At 46.8% G+C, this 16,579-nt stretch carries 13 protein-coding genes and 1 pseudogene; 8 read left to right on the plus strand and 6 right to left on the minus strand.

Features of this window, described 5'->3' with window-relative positions; genetic code table 11:
* On the plus strand, nucleotides 1–175 hold a 175-nt coding region (locus QZW47_RS24860; RefSeq protein ID WP_293133331.1), incomplete at its 5' end, for a zinc ribbon domain-containing protein.
* A gap of 44 nt (nucleotides 176–219) precedes the next feature.
* On the opposite strand, the gene QZW47_RS24865 is transcribed toward QZW47_RS24860, so the two are convergent.
* From QZW47_RS24865 to QZW47_RS24885, 5 genes are all read right to left on the minus strand, one after another.
* A complete protein-coding gene (locus tag QZW47_RS24865) occupies nucleotides 220–510 on the minus strand; it encodes a sulfurtransferase TusA family protein (protein ID WP_293133126.1) in 291 nt (96 codons plus the stop codon).
* 638 nt (nucleotides 511–1,148) lie between these two features.
* Nucleotides 1,149–2,282 (minus strand): molecular chaperone DnaJ, encoded by a 1,134-nt coding sequence (dnaJ, locus tag QZW47_RS24870; RefSeq protein ID WP_293133129.1) that lies wholly within the window; start codon nucleotides 2,280–2,282, stop codon nucleotides 1,149–1,151.
* A 135-nt stretch (nucleotides 2,283–2,417) separates the two neighbouring features.
* Nucleotides 2,418–4,574, minus strand: coding sequence for a molecular chaperone DnaK (gene dnaK, locus QZW47_RS24875; RefSeq protein ID WP_293133132.1), 2,157 nt, complete (start codon nucleotides 4,572–4,574; stop codon nucleotides 2,418–2,420).
* Between the two features lie 290 nt (nucleotides 4,575–4,864).
* Nucleotides 4,865–5,656: a nucleotide exchange factor GrpE gene (gene grpE / locus QZW47_RS24880; protein WP_293133135.1), complete on the minus strand. Its 792-nt coding sequence runs from the start codon at nucleotides 5,654–5,656 to the stop codon at nucleotides 4,865–4,867.
* A 1,165-nt stretch (nucleotides 5,657–6,821) separates the two neighbouring features.
* Nucleotides 6,822–6,986 (minus strand): hypothetical protein, encoded by a 165-nt coding sequence (locus tag QZW47_RS24885; RefSeq protein WP_293133137.1) that lies wholly within the window; start codon nucleotides 6,984–6,986, stop codon nucleotides 6,822–6,824.
* A 198-nt stretch (nucleotides 6,987–7,184) separates the two neighbouring features.
* On the opposite strand from QZW47_RS24885, the gene QZW47_RS24890 reads away from it, so the two are divergent.
* The 4 genes from QZW47_RS24890 (at nucleotide 7,185) to QZW47_RS24905 (ending at nucleotide 13,101) form a co-directional block, all read left to right on the plus strand.
* The gene (locus QZW47_RS24890) at nucleotides 7,185–9,194 is read left to right on the plus strand and encodes a GspE/PulE family protein (protein WP_293133140.1); all 2,010 of its coding nucleotides are present in this window, start codon (nucleotides 7,185–7,187) and stop codon (nucleotides 9,192–9,194) included.
* Between the two features lie 212 nt (nucleotides 9,195–9,406).
* Nucleotides 9,407–10,501, plus strand: coding sequence for a type IV pilus twitching motility protein PilT (locus QZW47_RS24895; protein ID WP_293133143.1), 1,095 nt, complete (start codon nucleotides 9,407–9,409; stop codon nucleotides 10,499–10,501).
* Between the two features lie 210 nt (nucleotides 10,502–10,711).
* On the plus strand, nucleotides 10,712–11,839 hold the full coding sequence (locus tag QZW47_RS24900; RefSeq protein WP_293133146.1) for a type II secretion system F family protein: 1,128 nt from the start codon (nucleotides 10,712–10,714) through the stop codon (nucleotides 11,837–11,839).
* Nucleotides 11,840–12,486: 647 nt separating this feature from the next.
* Entirely contained in the window at nucleotides 12,487–13,101 is a 615-nt protein-coding gene (locus tag QZW47_RS24905) for a hypothetical protein (protein WP_293133149.1), read from the plus strand.
* A 41-nt stretch (nucleotides 13,102–13,142) separates the two neighbouring features.
* Here QZW47_RS24905 and QZW47_RS24910 read toward each other — a convergent pair.
* Nucleotides 13,143–13,372: pseudogene (locus QZW47_RS24910) on the minus strand (saccharopine dehydrogenase-like oxidoreductase); the annotation flags it as partial.
* Between the two features lie 253 nt (nucleotides 13,373–13,625).
* Here QZW47_RS24910 and QZW47_RS24915 point away from each other — a divergent pair.
* From QZW47_RS24915 to QZW47_RS24925, 3 genes are all read left to right on the plus strand, one after another.
* Nucleotides 13,626–13,964: a CU044_2847 family protein gene (locus tag QZW47_RS24915; RefSeq protein WP_293133152.1), complete on the plus strand. Its 339-nt coding sequence runs from the start codon at nucleotides 13,626–13,628 to the stop codon at nucleotides 13,962–13,964.
* Entirely contained in the window at nucleotides 13,948–15,495 is a 1,548-nt protein-coding gene (locus tag QZW47_RS24920; RefSeq protein ID WP_293133155.1) for a serine protease, read from the plus strand. Before QZW47_RS24915 ends, QZW47_RS24920 begins: the two co-directional genes overlap by 17 nt.
* A 156-nt stretch (nucleotides 15,496–15,651) precedes the next feature.
* Nucleotides 15,652–16,569 carry a hypothetical protein gene (locus QZW47_RS24925; RefSeq protein WP_293133158.1) on the plus strand — a complete coding sequence of 306 codons (918 nt, stop codon included), beginning with the start codon at nucleotides 15,652–15,654 and terminating at the stop codon, nucleotides 16,567–16,569.
* Nucleotides 16,570–16,579: the final 10 nt, after the last annotated feature.

A 16,579-nucleotide genomic window follows, 5' to 3' on the forward strand; every position in this document is an offset into this window, starting at 1 on the left:
GCCTCTGAATATCCGGGAATGGTCTTGCCCTAAATGTGGGACAAACCACGACCGCGATGTAAATGCAGCAAATAACATTTTGGCGGCTGGGCTAGCCGTTTCAGTCTGTGGAGCGACCGTAAGACCAGAACAGAGTAAATCTGTGAAGGCGGGTGCTACGAAGCAGAAAACCTAAGAAGTGATTCTTAGAATCCCCGTCTCTTCAGAGCGGGGAGTATGTCAACCGGCTTCCTGGAGTTCTGGGCGCTGCACTTTCATCGCAAAAAAGCCGGACTCCGACTCATCCGCCATAAATTGAGTTTCGAGAATTTGATAGCCTTCCATTTTCAGACTATCAGGCACTTGTTCGATCGGCTCCCCAGCATCCAGCCACACTTCCAAAACCGCACCCGGTGCCATTTGCTCCAAACGCAATTTAGTGCGGACAAAATTTAGAGGACACGGAGTCCCCCGCAGATCGATCTTGGCATCTGGGGATTTGGGATTTTCAATTGTGGATGTTGAAGTCATAGTGCGTTTTTTATTCTCAAATTTCCGATCTCAAATCCTGAAAGCCTAATTTTTTAGTAAACCAATTGCCGATAAATTATTCTTCCTGGGAATTTTGAGACCAATTGGTCTCATTTTTTTAACAGAGAATTAAACCACTTGTCGGCGAATTATTCTACCGCCGATTTTTGAGACCCAATGGGTCTCATTTTTTGAGGACTACTCCCACAAATTGTCGAACAATTATTTTTCTTGGACAAAATGTGCGCAATTGCGCACACTTTTTTTAACAGAGAATTAAACCACTTGTCGGCGAATTATTCTACCGCCGATTTTTGAGACCCAATGGGTCTCATTTTTTTTTGAGGACTACTCCCACAAATTGTCGAACAATTATTTTTCTTGGACAAAATGTGCGCAATTGCGCACACTTTTTTTTAACAGAGAATTAAACCACTTGTCGGCGAATTATTCTACCGCCGATTTTTGAGACCCAATGGGTCTCATTTTTTGAGGACTACTCCCACAAATTGCCGAGTAATTATTTTTCTTGGACAAAATGTGCGCAATTGCGCACACTTTTTTGAGAGATAATCCAACAAAACGCTGGCGAATCATGAAACAGGAAAATTTGACACCCACGAGTGTCAAATATTTGCTTATTTCTGAAACAAATTGCCCAGAAATCCTTCCAAGCCACCTTTACCAGTACGATCGCCCTTCAGCTTAGCAAGCTGCATCAGCAACTCCCGTTCCTCAGCCGTCACCTTAGTCGGAATGTCAATAGACACCAGAATTAAATGGTCACCGCGACTGACTGGATTGCCCAACTTAGGAACTCCTTTTTTCTCCAGAGTCAGAACTGTATTCGCCTGAGTTCCCGTAGGAATCAGCAATTCCGTCGGCCCATCTACAGTTTCAACTTCCAACCGGCAGCCCAAAATTGCTTGCAAGTAACTAATCTTGACTTCCGAATTAACGTTAATCCCATCCCGCCTAAATAGCGGATCTTCATTCACCGCCAAGAACACGTAAAGATCCCCTGGCGGCCCTCCCAGCTTTCCAGCATCCCCTTCATTGGAAACGCGCAAACGAGTACCGTTGTCAACCCCAGCCGGAATAGTGATTTTCAGCTTTTTCATCACTTCTTTCTGCCCGCGGCCACCGCAAGTTTCGCACTTGTCCTCAATCACTTGCCCAGTGCCGTTGCAGGTGGGGCAAACTGAAACTTGAGTAAAGCTGCCGAAAGGCGTGCGGGTAGCGCGTCGGACTTGACCGCTGCCGGTACAAGTCGAACAGGTTTGAGGTCTGGTTCCCGGTTTGGCGCCAGTCCCGGTACAAGTTTCGCAAGTTTCTAGGTGCTTGATGCGGAGTTCTTTTTCCCCACCAAAAACTGCTTCGCGGAAATCCAGACGCAAATCGAGCCGCAAATCGTCGCCGCGCACTGGGCCGCTGCGTCTGCGACCTTGTTGCTGGCCCGCTGCCCCTCCTTGCTGAAAACCCTGAAAGAAGCTTTCAAAAATATCAGCAAAGCTGTCGCCAAAGTCTTGGAAACCAGGGCCCGCCGCAGCACCGCTCACGCCTGCTTCGCCGAAACGGTCGAAACGGGCGCGGGTTTCGGGTTCTGAGAGTACCTCGTAAGCGCGGTTAATTTCTTTAAACCGCTCCTCCGCACCGGATTCTTTGTTGACATCTGGATGGTACTTGCGAGCTAGACGGCGGTAAGCACGCTTAATTTCCTCTTTATCTGCGCTGCGAGAAACGCCTAATATTTCATAGTAATCACCGGCCATAGAGCTGCTTGCCTGGAGGTAAATAACAAAAAGTGTACGAAAAAGAAACGGGCGACCTTTCCTGAAATTATGAATTAAAAATTAAAAATTCTCATTGTTAATTTTTAACTTTTAATTTTTAGCTGTTGAGTTGTTCTAAAGGAAAGGATTCATCTCATCAACGTCAGGTTCGGGAACCTTCGGTTTTGGTTCCGGCTGTCGCTTTGACTGTCGTTCCGGTTTTGGCTCCGGTTTTGGTTCCGGTTTTGGTTCCGGTTTTGATTCCGGTTTTGGTTCCGGCTGTCGCTTTGACAGTCGTTCGGGCTGTCGTTCCGGCTGTCGTTCCGGCTGTCGTTTTGGTTGTGGCGGAGGTTCCGGCGAAGCTTCGGGCACCATCTGCAGCTCTTCTGTCAGCAAAACACTGTCGTCGGTAGCTGCAAGCTCTTCTAATTCTGAGATTGTCTCGCTTTCAACTTCCGAGCCTGACGGGGCAGCCCCGCTGCGGGCTTGCTCGTAGACTGCTGTCCCGAGCGAGTATAGCAGTTGTTTGAAAGCTTCGATTGCGGGCGTGAGTTCCTCGCCTGTGATCTCGGGGTTAGCCATCGCCGCCTTCAAGGCTGTTGCTGCTGTTTCGGCTGCGATTTTGAGGTCGTCGCCCAGCAATTGCGCGTTGGTTTTCAAAGTGACACCACAATTATAGACTAGGGTGTCGGCTTGATTTTTGAGTTCGACAATTTGAGCGCGCTTGATGTCCTCGTCGGCGTAAAGTTCGGCTTCTTGCCGCATCCGCTCGACTTCGGTTTCGCTCAATCCTCCTGTATTGGAGATTTGGATGCTTTGTTCTTTGCCGGTTCCCTTGTCTTCTGCGGCTACCTTCAGAATGCCGTTGGCATCGATTTCAAAGGTAACTTCGATTTGAGGAACGCCGCGGGGAGCTGCGGGAATGCCTTTGAGCAGAAATTTGCCAAGACTTTTATTGTCTTTTACCAATGCGCGCTCGCCTTGGAGGACGTGAATTTCTACGGAGGTTTGTCCGTCAACAGCCGTGCTGTACATTTGCGATCGGCTGGTAGGGATAGTTGTATTGCGCTCAATGACTTTCGTGAATACCCCGCCCAAGGTTTCAAGGCCTAGGGAAAGCGGCGTCACATCTAGCAACAGCAAATCTTTGACTTCACCGCCCAAAACTCCGGCTTGAATTGCCGCGCCTACGGCTACAGCTTCGTCGGGGTTGACAGATCGATCGGGAGTGACACCGCCAAAATACTTGCTAATTGCCTCTTGAACTGCCGGAATCCGGGTGGAGCCTCCGACTAAAATAATCCTGTCTATGTCTTTGGGGGTAAGACTTGCGTCTTTGAGGGCTTGAGTCACCGGATCGATCGTGGCCTGCACCAAATGACCTACAAGTTTTTCAAACTGAGCCTTAGATAGTTCCATTTCCAGATGCTTAGGCCCTTTGGCATCAGAGGAAATGAACGGCAGATTAATCGAGGTAGATTCGCGGTTAGAAAGTTCTATTTTGGCTTTTTCTGCGGCTTCTCGGAGGCGCTGCAAAGCCATTTTGTCTTGTGAAAGGTCGCTGCCTTCTTGAGTTCGGAAAGCTTCTACCAGCCACTGAACTATGCAGTCATCGAAGTCATCTCCGCCGAGATGATTGTTACCTGCGGTGGCGTTGACTTCAAAAATTCCGTCTCCCAGTTGCAGGATCGAAACATCGAAAGTACCGCCGCCCAGGTCAAAAACCAAGATTTTCTGTTCAATATTTTGCTTGTCGAGGCCGTAGGAAAGAGCAGCCGCCGTCGGTTCGTTGACGATGCGGAGGACTTCTAAACCCGCGATCGTACCTGCGTCCTTAGTAGCTTGCCGCTGGGCGTCTGTGAAGTAGGCGGGTACTGTAATTACGGCTTGGGTAACAGGTTGTCCCAAATAAGCTTCAGCATCTTGCTTGAGCTTTTGGAGTACCATTGCCGAAATTTCTTGGGGGGTGTGAACCTTGTTCCGAATTTGGACGTTAACAGTGTCGTCTTTGCCTTTGATGCAGGTATAGGGAGTCCGGGAGCGTTCTTCTTCCGTGTCGTCCCACCTGCGCCCGATAAATCTTTTGATACTGTAGACAGTATTTACAGCATTAGTTACAGCTTGTCGCTTTGCCAGTTGACCTACTAAGCGATCGCCCCCCTTGCCAAATCCTACGATGCTCGGAGTTGTGCGGCCGCCCTCGGAATTGGCGATCACGACGGGTTTACCGCCCTCTAAAACTGCTACGCAACTGTTAGTCGTGCCTAAGTCAATTCCAATAATTTTCCCCATAGCGCCTCATAAAACTTTGTGGGATGTTTGGAAACCTCCAACTACAAGTTGGGGGAGGAAAAACGACTCAGCTTGTTTTAACAAGCATCACCCGACCGGAATTGTAGGAAACAAACTTGATGTCCTAAAGCAATATCAAAGACGGGTAAAAACATTTTTCAGAATTTCTGGAGAAAGCGCCGACCTGCTTTTAGTCTCGATCGAAGAACTTGGTGAGTCTCCCGCCGCTCTGCCCCCGAATTCTATTCGGGGGTCAGTGACTTCGAGGAATGTGGTAGCTTCTCTCCCGATTAACTTTCCGAACTATCGGGATTTTCATCTGAGGCTACCACAGATAGCCCAGCCGCCGCAACTTTTACTTTGGCGTGCCGCAAGACGCGATCGCCTAGAATGTAGCCGCGTTCTAGTTCTTGGATGATTGTACCTTCCTCGTGTTCGTCAGTGGGCTCGCTGAGGAGAGCTTCGTGGAGGTTGGGGTCAAACTGTTCGCCTTCTGGGCGCATCGGAGAAACCCCGATTTGCTTGAGGCCATCTACCATTTGCTTGTAAACGCTTTGGTAGCTTTTGTGAATGTTCATTTCGCCGTCTGTTTGCGGCTTGATGTGCGATCGAGCGCGCTCGAAATTGTCGATGACCGGCAACAGGGGCTTAATCGTGAGACATCTTGCCTGTAAATCTAACTCTTCTTTTTCCTTTTGGGTGCGCCTGCGGAAGTTGTCAAAATCTGCTGCTAGGCGGAGATTTTGATTTTTTAGGTCTTCTAGTTGAGCGGATGCGGCTTGCAACTGAGTTTTTAGGGCCTCTTTTTCATCTGTTACGGAGGCGAGTTCCTTCTTCCAAGACTCCGCCGCGTCTAACTGCGGGCTGTTGGTGGAACTGCCGGTGACGGTTTGCCCGGATGCGTTTGCTGGCGGGCGATCGTCCTGAGCACTTTGATAAGCTCTAGCAAGTTCGAGCTCCCAGTCAGCAGAGCCGTTCGAGTTTGCTGGTGCCGGCGGATTTTCGCTTGCCATTGGAGAGCCCTCTGGGGTTTCCCCAGTTGAGTTAGGATCTCGATCTTGCTGTTTTTCCTCGTCAATCATAAAAGCTGCGCGACAGAACCCTATCAATTCTAGCAGATACATTTAACCCGGTAAATCGAGAGAACTAGAATTTACGGTGTCTGGCACCATCTGATTGATAGGAAATATAGTGCTGAGGAGGAGGCATTTGTCAAAGCTTTGTATATTTTTTTGGGGAAATGACACTTTGTTGTTTTCCTCTATAATGACGTATTTTGGCGCTAACACCAGCTTTGTTGTGTTCTAATTCAGGGCTGGGGCGATCGCATTTTTGCTATTTTTACCAGAAAAAATTGGTTGAAAGTATGTTTATTTTAGGAATAAATTAATATTCGAGTATTAGTTGCTTTAATTATCTTCCTTCTATGTAGAACTCGGTGTCAAGACTCAACTATCAACTGTCAACTTAAAAATTGCTTTAAATGTTGCAGTAAACCGTAAAGTTTAAGTTTTTTTGCCAAGGGTTCAGTAGTTGCTGACAAGAAGCGTGAATGTAAAATCTATCTCGCTATTTTAGTCGCAGGCAAACTCAGATTTTTCTCCCAGTGGCAAGAGTCCGAACCGGTTTTAGTTTCGAGTTTTCAGCCATTGATTTTACGTTGCTAACTCGATAGCCAAATCGCGTTAAAACCCTTATTATACCATTGGCAATCAACAACGATCGGAAGTATTGAGTGGGAGGGTTTTAAAAGAGAGAGCAAGATAAATTTGGAGTGAGCGAACGAGCATAGCCGTTTTCAATAAAATCAGAGATTCACAATTAATTAACAATTAGTTAAGTCCCAAGAGTAAGATTTCACATCTCAGCCCGCTCGGTTGATACTCGGCTAGGGTTAGTTATCTGCTGGTCTAACCCTGAAAGTAAGTTGTTAATCTTGACGGGAATTCGGGGTGCTGTTTTTATGATTGGATACTGGAGTCTCTGGCAGCCTCAAATTATAGCGCATCAAACGATAGGCATTATCAGATTATCAAAAAATAATGCAAGTGTAGTTTAGCCCAAAAGCTAAACAAAAAGAAAAGACCAAAACAATTTAAGGTCTAGGCTGTGATGATTTATCTGGTTTTGGATAAATTTTTCTGAGGGGTTTCGTAAAAGCTATCATCGTGACAGCTCGCATAGCTAATCTTTAGCCTTGTAGAGCTAACGGCGCCGCCGCGGGCGGTGTAATCTCAGCGAACAATTTCAGAATAGAAAACATCGCGGTTCTGCGACAAAGCCCGCCCCGCTGCGATCGAACGGTACGGGCAATCCCCAAGCGCCTACCCTCTGGGCTATAACAAGAGTATCCCGCGGGTCGATCGGGCAAGCAAGCAACTTAGGCATCAACGAACCAGATCCGGTCAGCATCCGCAAATCCCTCAAACGAGTCGTCAATTTGTGGGCGAAACTAAGAGGGGAGTAGGAGTTTACGCTTTACGAATAGGGATTGAGCCATAAAAGTACGATAGCTCATCCACAAGCAAAGCATACGGGGGTTGAAACCCCGAGTTGGTTTTCCTCTCAGCACTTTTTGTGACTGAGTTTCCCACCTATTGAGTGTTTTATATGACTAACGCATCCCAGGGGCTTCGCTCCACATCGATAATTGCGGTCAACAAATTTACTCCGGCTCTCAACAAGATGATTCAGTCGGGCTACGTCAACAGCCAGCAACTGAATGAAGCTCAAATAGAAAGCCGGAAGTCGGGTAAGCGGTTGACGGAGGTATTGGAAGCACTTACCGGGCAGCCGTTGCCCCCTGAATTGCTGCGGCTTTACAAGAAACAGCAGATGTTTGAACGGAAGATTGTCTACGGCGTTGAAGCATATGACCCGGAGATGAGCGAATTGTCGAACGAGCAACTCGGAGCTATGCTCGATCGATTGAAGATTTCGATCGACATTTGTCACCAAGGTAGGTTTTTACCAGTAGCGAAGACTGAAACAGAGCCTCAGGCGGTTTTAGTAGCAATGGTAGACCCCGATAACCTCAACGCCATAGAAGATTTGCGGCGGATTTTACAGCCTCACGGCATGGCTTTGCAGCGACGGGTGATTACGCCAGACGACTATCAGGACATTACTGCAACCTATCAAGACGAGCAAGTTAAGGTAGCAGCCAAAATAGCAGAAGCCGATAAGCAGAGAAAGCTAGAGCTAGGGGAGGGAGATTTTGGCGAGCTCTCGCTAGAAGAGGTGAGTGCGGATCAAGAAGACCTAGCTAACACCCTAGACGATGCTGAGGCGGCTCCGGTAATTAAGGCTGTCAACATCATTTTGGCTAAAGCTTTGTCGGAAAAGGTGTCTGACATCCACGTAGAACCTCAAGAAGAATTCATGCGGATTCGGATGCGGAAAGACGGGGTGCTGCAAGAGTATTTCCGGTTTCCCAAGCAGGTAGTGCAATCGATTACAGCTCGTTTCAAGATTATTGCCAACCTGGACATTGCCGAACGCCGACAAGCTCAAGATGGTCGCATCCGCCGGGTGTTTGAGGGACGCACGGTGGATTTCCGGGTGAATAGCTTGCCTTCGCGGTACGGCGAAAAAATCGTGTTGCGGATTTTGGACAGTTCCAGCACTCAGTTAGGTTTGGGTTTGTTGATCTCGGATCAAGAAACTCTGGCTTTGGTGCGAGAGACTGCTAGCCGTCCGTTCGGACTGATTTTGGTGACGGGGCCGACGGGTTCTGGTAAGTCAACTACTCTGTACTCGATTCTGGCGGAACGGAACGATCCGGGGGTTAATATCAGTACGGCGGAAGACCCGATCGAATATGCTTTGCCAGGAATTACCCAATGTCAAGTAATTCGGGAAAAAGACTTGACTTTTTCTAACATTCTGCGGGCGTTTTTGCGGCAAGACCCTGACGTGATGCTGGTGGGGGAAACCCGGGACAAGGAAACGGCCAAAACAGCTCTGGAAGCTGCTTTGACCGGACACTTAGTGCTGACGACGCTGCACACGAACGACGCGGCTGGGGCGGTGGCGCGTTTGGCAGAAATGGGGGTAGAACCGTTCATGGTTTCGGCAGCTCTCTTGGGCGTGTTGGCTCAGCGTCTGATGCGGCGCGTTTGTGACAAATGCTGCATTCCTTACCAACCTACTACTGAAGAACTCGGCAAGTACGGTCTGTCAGCTTCTCAAGAAATCGATCTGACTGTCAACAGAGCCAACACCATACTGCTGGAGGAAAGGAAAGAACTAGCAGAACGCGATCAACTTTGTCGCAAGTGTGGAGGCCTAGGCTACAAAGGACGGGTAGGGGTTTACGAGTTCCTGAAAAATACTGAGCGGCTGCAAACTCTGATCACTCAAGGAGCTGCCACAGAGCAAATTAAGGAAGCTGCGGTAGAAGAAGGGATGAAAACGTTGCTGGCTTACAGCCTACAGTTAGTGCGGGAAGGCGCGACTACCTTTGAAGAAGTCGAGCGGGTGACGTTTACTGACTCCGGGCTGGAGGCGGAAATGAAAGCCAAACGCAAGCAGGGACTTACCTGCAAAACTTGTCGGGCGGAATTGAAGCCGGAGATGCTGGATTGTCCGTACTGCTTGACACCGCGCTTTTTGGATTGATTGGGGAGTCATTCGTCATTAGTCATTAGTCATTAGTCATTCGTCATTCGTCATTAGTCATTAGTCATTAGTCATTCGTCATTAGTCATTCGTCATTAGTCATTAGTCATTAGTCAGCAGAAAAACAACTAGCAACTGACAACTGACAACTAACAATTGACAAGTGAGTTAAATTGGTCAATAACTATCAACTCGATCTAGGAGAGGTATCTATGGGTCTGATGATTGAAGACGTACTGGAGTCCCTGGTAGAGCAAGGGGGTTCGGACATACACATCCAAGCAGGCGCGCCTATATTCTTCCGCGTCAGCGGGAAACTAACTCCTCAGTCGCAATACGGCGACATTCTGTCTGCTGAGGAAGTGCAGATCCTGATTTTCCAAATGCTCAACAATATGCAGCGCAAGCAGTTGGAAATGGAGTGGGAACTCGACTGCGCTTACGGGGTTCGGGGATTGGCTCGGTTCCGGGTCAATGTCTACCGGGAGCGGGGTGCTTGGGCTGCTTGTATGCGGGCTCTGGCTTCTAAGATTCCTAACGCAGATGCTTTAGGTGTGCCGCAGATTTTGCGGGATCTGACGGAAAGACCCAGGGGTATGCTGTTGGTGACGGGACAAACCGGTTCGGGGAAAACTACTACGATGGCGGCTTTGTTGGATCTGGTCAACCGGACGCGGGCAGAGCACATTCTGACGGTTGAAGACCCGATCGAATATGTGTTTCCGAATATCAAGAGTTTGTTTCACCAGCGCCAAAAGGGCGAAGATACTAAGAGCTTTGCTAATGCACTGAAAGCTGCTTTGCGCGAAGATCCTGATGTAATTCTGGTAGGGGAAATGCGGGACTTGGAAACGATCGGTCTGGCAATTTCGGCGGCAGAAACAGGTCACATGGTGATGGGAACGTTGCACACTAATTCGGCTGCTGCAACGATCGATCGGATTTTGGACGTGTTCCCGCCCATTCAACAACCCCAAGTTCGCGCCCAAGTATCTAACTCTTTGGTGGGAATTTGCAGCCAAAATTTGGTGGTGAAAGTTGGGGGCGGTCGCTGTTGCGCTATGGAAATCATGGTGAATACTCCAGCTATGGCTAACTTGATCCGGGAGGGCAAAACTCCGATGATTTACTCCCAAATCCAAATGGGGGCGAAATTGGGCATGAGAACGATGGAAATGGCGCTGGCTGAACTTTACAAGACCGGTAAAATCAGTTGGGAATCGGCAATGGGCAAGGCTTCTAAGGCTGACGAACTCGAACGCTTGATCGGCCCGGCACCTGTTGGCGAAAAGCAAAAGACTCATTAATTAATTCAGTCAGGCAGTCAGTCGATTTTAGATTTTAGATTTTAGATTTAAAACTATAGTCTAAAATTTGGGGATCGACCGTGATGATTGTCGTGCCTTGTACCAGTTTTTGGGCGGAGTCAGTAGTCATTAGTTAGGAGTTAATACCCAAAAAACTAATGACTAATGACTAATGACTAATGACTTTTAATAAAATTTCAGAGGTGAGCTGTGGCTACCAACGTTGTTCGCGAAAAACCGAAAGGTAGTTTTGATTTGAGTGCAATCCAGGAGCAATTTGAGTATAACCTTACCAGTCTTACTGTTAAGGATATGGCTATTTTTGCTCGTCAGTTTGCGGCTATGTTTAATGCAGGGGTGGCGATCGTGAGATGCCTTTCGGTACTCCACGAGCAGTGTTCTAATGCTAAGTTGAAGCGAGCGCTCAGGAGCATGAATGCTGATGTCCAGGAGGGGATAAACTTGGCAGAGGCGATGTCTAAGTTTCCTGATGTTTTTGACCAACTCTTCGTCAGCATGGTGGCGGCGGGAGAAGTCGGTGGGGTGCTAGATGAAACCCTCGACCGTTTGGCGGTGATGATGGAAAAAAATCACAAAACTGAGGCGGAAATTAAGTCGGCTATGTCTTATCCGAAGACAGTGCTGTTTATCGCGATCGTGATTTTTTTCGCGATGACTATATTCTTGCTGCCAACTTTCGCGAAAATATTTAAGGATATTGGCGCCGATTTGCCAGCTTTTACGCTGTTTATGCTAGGAATTAGCGCGTTTTGTACGGCTTGGCCTCCGATCCAACAAGTGACGGTGATTGGGGTGATTGCAGCGCTAAAAATAGCGTTCGATATGTACTACAAAACTCCTATAGGTCGCCTGCAAATTGATAGGATTGCGATGAAGTTGCCAATTTTTGGAGATTTGATCGAAAAATCGGCGGTGGCGAGGTTTTGCGTCATCTTTGGCTCGCTGACGCGATCGGGCGTGCCGATTCTCAGTTCTTTGGAAATTGTGCGAGATGTGGCGGGGAATCAGGCGATATCGAATGCGATCGAATATGCCAGACAGGAAATTCAAAGCGGCGGCATGATCAGTATTGCTTTGCAAGAACAAGCTGTTTTTCCGTCTTTGGCTATTCAAATGATGGCAATTGGCGAGGAAACAGGGGAACTGGATAAGATGCTGATGAAAGTTGGCGCTTTCTACGAAACGGAAGTGGAAGAAGCAGTCAAAGGACTTACCAGTATGTTGGAACCTCTGATGATTGTGGTCATCGGTGCGATCGTAGCTTCGATTTTGCTGTCGATGTACCTGCCGATGTTCGCAGTGTTTCAGAAGATGTAAAAAGTCAGTTGACAGTTGACAGTTGACAGTTGACAGAAGAGCCCGCCCGCGGAGTCGAGGGGTTGACAGCTTGCCCGAAGAGCGACTTGCCCGCCCGCGAAGTCGAGGGGAGTCGAAGAGTTGTCAGTTGACAGAAGAGCCCGCCCGCGGAGTCGAGGGGTTGTCAGTTGACAGAAGAGCCCGCCCGCGGAGTCGAGGGGTTGTCAGTTGACATTGGCTTTGTTTGAATTTTTAATAATGTTCAGTCAGTGGTAAGCTGTTCGACATTTAAATTGCATGATTACCCCTCCGAAGTCCTTACTACAAGGGAATCAGCTTGGAAATTTAAATGACGATTAGCTTATCGTCTTGGCTACATTTTAAATAACAAATCACCAATTACCGCCAAGTAATCACCAATGACTAATGACGGCAGGAATGCTGTTCGCGAGTTCTCTACTGCACAAATGACCACCCTTCGGCTCCCCTCGACTTCGCGGGCGGGCAAGTCGCTCTTCGGGCAAGATGACAAATGACAAATGACCACCCTTCGGCTCCCCTCGACTTCGCGGGCGGGCAAGTCGCTCTTCGGGCGAGATGACAAATGACAAATGACAAATGACAAATGACAAATGACCAATGACTAATTAATTATTAATTGATTTAAAATGTCTGTCAAACAATCACATTACGAGGCTTTATTAGCACAGTACAGCGAATTTTCGGCGGCGATCGCCCTGCTGAAAAAATATCGGCTGTACATGGAGATGATTCCGAGTATCCGTCGCGCTAACGAAAGTTTAATTAGCATTCCTTTGCCGATTGCGCGCTTGCGGGAGGGGGTGTCCTATGCGGGAGGTGGGGGGACTAGCATATCGCCGGGACAAGCAGTTTGTTTGCCTTGCGATTTGGTGATTTTGATGTGCGATCCAGAGTGGAAAGTTAAAATTGGGGTGGAAATTTTAGTTTTTATTCACCGCCCTGGTGAAGATTTTTCTGATTTGTTGGGGCGCTGGCGGCAGTGTCAGGTTTGGTTGGATAAAACTTACGAGTGGGTGATGCCTTACCGCTACAGACATATTTTTAGCGCTGAGGCTGAGGCTGTTCATCCGCTATTTGTGTTGTTTGATGAAAGTAGCGATCGCATTCAGCGCGGTTTGATGGCGGCGGGTTTGCCGTTTGTGGTGGAAAGTTTTGAGTCTGCAATTGAGGAATTAGAGGATGGAGAGTTTCTCGGTAGCCCAGAATTGGGGAATATGGGTGAGGAGAGTTATGAGTTGTAGCTGTGTGGTGCGATCGATAGTTTGGAAGTTGGTACTGATGATTTTTGGGGATTTCGATTATCTGCGACGGTGCCGAGTTTTACTCGATCGCGATCGTCCATTCCCGCTAGTTCCAACATGATATCATCAGCGTGTTCCATATTTTATAACTTCAATAAACCGTCGGTCGTATCTAACAGTGCTTCCATTTCTGCATCAGTCATTGCTTCGGCTTTTGCGACGCGATAACCGGGAAATGGGCGATGTCTTCGCGGATGGTGGCTTGATAAGCTGTTGCGGCATTTAAATTGTATATCAAAAAACCATCAAAGTATTGTGGGGTGGGCGTCCCGTCCGCCATAAATATGCAATTTAAATGCGCAACAGCTTAAGCTTCCGAATTGGCAATTCCGATGGTAAGGTACGCCGAGCCACTTTGCTACTATAGGTAGTTTCTGAACAGGTAATTTGCATAAGTCTTGTCTATAAAAGAAAATAGAGATACCATATACTACATCGTCCCAAACAAGATAACGAGGTCAAGTGTGAAGCGCATAGTTGAATTTCCTTTAGAAAGTGGCGACTCCATTTTTGTGGAAGTAGAAGATCCAGCCCCAATTGACGATTGCATTGGTTTGCGCGATGAAATCGTTCAAAAGGCGCAACAGACTTTCGAGTCGGCACTGGAAAAAATCAAGCCCCTAACAAATGCGATCATGACCAAGGTGCGTAGCTTGAACGAGCCAGCAGATGAAGTGGAGGTTAAGTTTGGTATAAAAATGAGTGCTGAACTTGGGGCCGTTATTGCTTCTGGCAATGCCGAAGTCAACTATGAAATTACGCTGAAGTGGCAACGAAAGTCAAACGATGACAGTAGCACTTGAACCATCGATCGTCAGGATTTACTCAAACAGTAGCGGCAAAGTTGTTGGTGCTGGCTTTTTAGTCTCTGAAAAGCATATCCTGACCTGCGCCCATGTGGTAGCTGGTGCTTTGGGACTGCCGAAAGAAACTGTCGAGATGCCGGATGCAGAAATCACTTTAGACTTCCCAATCCTGGCATCCCAACGGCCGTTCAAAGCCAAAGTAGTTTTCTGGCGACCACTCAATCGTAATAAGTTTGAAGAAGATATTGCTGGATTAGAGTTAGAGAGTCTTCCGCCCAATGGATTTCGCTGTGTGCGATTGGTTACATCTAACGACTTGTGGGGACATCCTTTCCAAGTTTTGGGTTTTCCAGAAGGTCAAGCCAATGGTGTTCCAGCTTCTGGTGTGTTACGCACACGAAATGCTAAAGGTTGGGTGGAGCTTGAGGATGTGAAACAGATGGGTTATGCCTTAGAACCTGGTTTCAGTGGTGCGCCCGTGTGGGATGACGAACTAAAAGGTGTAGCAGGTATGGCTGTAGCGAGGGAAAAAGAACGACTACAGGTGAAAGCTGCGTTTATTATTTCTGCTACTCAACTGGCTAAAGCTTGGCCTAAATTGAATCAGCAGGTTATCCACCCGGAAATTTGGAGACCTGTACATACCCAAGTTAACGATACTGTGGAACCAAGGCCTATTACTATAAATTTACAGGGACTACCAAGAATTAACTATAACTATGACTTTATAGTTGATAGTGTCAATTATAAAGAATTGAGTGATGCAAGCAGGATTTATAGTCTAAATGTGTTTAACAAGGGCTGCGCTGATGGAGTAATTGAGAGTCGTAGTCAACATGGTGAATTAATCGAGATTCGAGGGATTAAAGGTGTAAGAATTCCAGCTCAGGTTTGGGACTTTGGGGTACAATCAATAGAAAGGTTGTGGCGGCTTTCCACGGAAGGATATGAGTTTCTAGATCCAAGAAATTCATTAGGCAACTCAGAGACAACGGAAGTAAGAAACATAACAGTTCCTCCTGGTGGCATCTTAAAAATCACGAAAATAGGCGAAAATGCTCTGGTTTATAACCAAGCAACATTTTTGTCGGGCTTATGTTTTAAGTCACCAAGCTTTTCTGGACTGTTAGCTCTTTGCGAAAAAATTCAAAAAAAGAACATTGGAAGCCTTGTAAAAAGTGAGATTTTTCGAGGTTTAATGAGAGAAAATCTCAGTTTGCCACTAGATGAAGCTACTAGAATTTTTTCATCTTCAAGCTGGGTCGATAATCAAAAATTAGAAGCTCTGAAGGAAATCTGTGAACTAATGAGGCAAGAGAATATAAATGCTAGCAATTTCCTCGACAATATTTTAGGGAATATGCTCAGGATTACAGGTTTAGAAATGCTCAATTTTCCCTTGAACGTTACTGAGGATTTCATCAAAAATAGCAACGGATTTCTCCAGTGGCTCGATTGGGAGAGAGCGCAAATAGTAGAGGAAAGGCAAGGGGCATTGTTTATTCAACGTTTGCCTCGTTCCAATTAGGTAATAAGCAGAAAGTACGCCCTGCTAATCAGACTTTGCCTGCAACGAGTATCAAGCGATTGGATAATAAAGCAACCTGACTTAGCTGAGAACCCTATTTTTAAAGATGGATTGGTAAGCTACGAATAAAATATGAATTAAATGGAGTAAAAAAAAATGAGCCAGAAAGATCAAAGGCCTTCATCAAGTTCTAATCAAAAGCCTGGAGGGGAAAATGAGAATAGACAGCCAGGAAAAACCAAGACAATCATCTATTTAATTATTTCCGCGTTTATTTTTGGTGCATTCATTGCATCAGGAGTTACTTTCTTACTTCTCAAAGGAGGTTATTTAGCTTTAAACAACCCTACTCCACCACCCATTCCAACGCCGACTCCATTACCCACTCCGTCATTGGTTCCAACGCCGACTCCATCACCAACTACTTCATTGGTTCCAACGCCGACTCCATTACCCACTCCGTCATTGGTTCCAACGCCGACTCCAACTCCAACTGGGAGTCCAAACATTAGTGCACAACCAACTGAATCGCCTCAGTTGGGCAATGAGGTCACTCGTCAAGGAGAAAACAAGAATAATGAACTTCCTGGATATTTTCCAAATAAAGGATTTACCGCGCCTCCGTCTGACTTGAGTCGGTTCAAAAAAGTTAATTTATTGCTCAAAGACATGGTAATATCCGGTGATAATTATATAAATTTTGTGAAAGGAACAATTTTAATTCGTGGGAAGTTATCTTCACCAGTATTTAGCTTAAGAGGAAATACAAACGAACAACGAGTGGGTTTTCAACTAGATGGTTCTCAAAAGGGGTTGCTCCTACAGTTGGGTCAACAAGATTTATCGGCTGGAGATACCAACTTAACTTATTTAGTAAGAATATCAGTTGATGGAAAATTGCTTTGGGCTGGAGAGTGTAAATACGGACCAAACAATCAAATTGTATCTGTACCTCTAGGTGTACCTGGAGCTACAAGTGTAGTGATAGAATATTCTATCACTGAACAGGGAGGTTTTTATTCTTATAATTTCCCCCCCCTGTATTTTACTAGGGCTGAATTGTTGTATCAATAATGGTTGGCAA

Origin of the sequence: Microcoleus sp. bin38.metabat.b11b12b14.051, from assembly GCF_013299165.1 — a bacterium.
GTDB lineage: Bacteria > Cyanobacteriota > Cyanobacteriia > Cyanobacteriales > Microcoleaceae > Microcoleus.

Bases quoted from the DNA above. Each gene is read 5' to 3' on its own strand.
- QZW47_RS24865 (WP_293133126.1), bottom strand. From the start codon at position 510: ATGACTTCAACATCCACAATTGAAAATCCCAAATCCCCAGATGCCAAG.
- dnaJ (WP_293133129.1), bottom strand. From the start codon at position 2,282: ATGGCCGGTGATTACTATGAAATATTAGGCGTTTCTCGCAGCGCAGAT.
- dnaK (WP_293133132.1), bottom strand. From the start codon at position 4,574: ATGGGGAAAATTATTGGAATTGACTTAGGCACGACTAACAGTTGCGTA.
- grpE (WP_293133135.1), bottom strand. From the start codon at position 5,656: ATGATTGACGAGGAAAAACAGCAAGATCGAGATCCTAACTCAACTGGG.
- QZW47_RS24885 (WP_293133137.1), bottom strand. From the start codon at position 6,986: ATGCTGACCGGATCTGGTTCGTTGATGCCTAAGTTGCTTGCTTGCCCG.
- QZW47_RS24890 (WP_293133140.1), top strand. From the start codon at position 7,185: ATGACTAACGCATCCCAGGGGCTTCGCTCCACATCGATAATTGCGGTC.
- QZW47_RS24895 (WP_293133143.1), top strand. From the start codon at position 9,407: ATGGGTCTGATGATTGAAGACGTACTGGAGTCCCTGGTAGAGCAAGGG.
- QZW47_RS24905 (WP_293133149.1), top strand. From the start codon at position 12,487: ATGTCTGTCAAACAATCACATTACGAGGCTTTATTAGCACAGTACAGC.
- QZW47_RS24920 (WP_293133155.1), top strand. From the start codon at position 13,948: ATGACAGTAGCACTTGAACCATCGATCGTCAGGATTTACTCAAACAGT.
- QZW47_RS24925 (WP_293133158.1), top strand. From the start codon at position 15,652: ATGAGCCAGAAAGATCAAAGGCCTTCATCAAGTTCTAATCAAAAGCCT.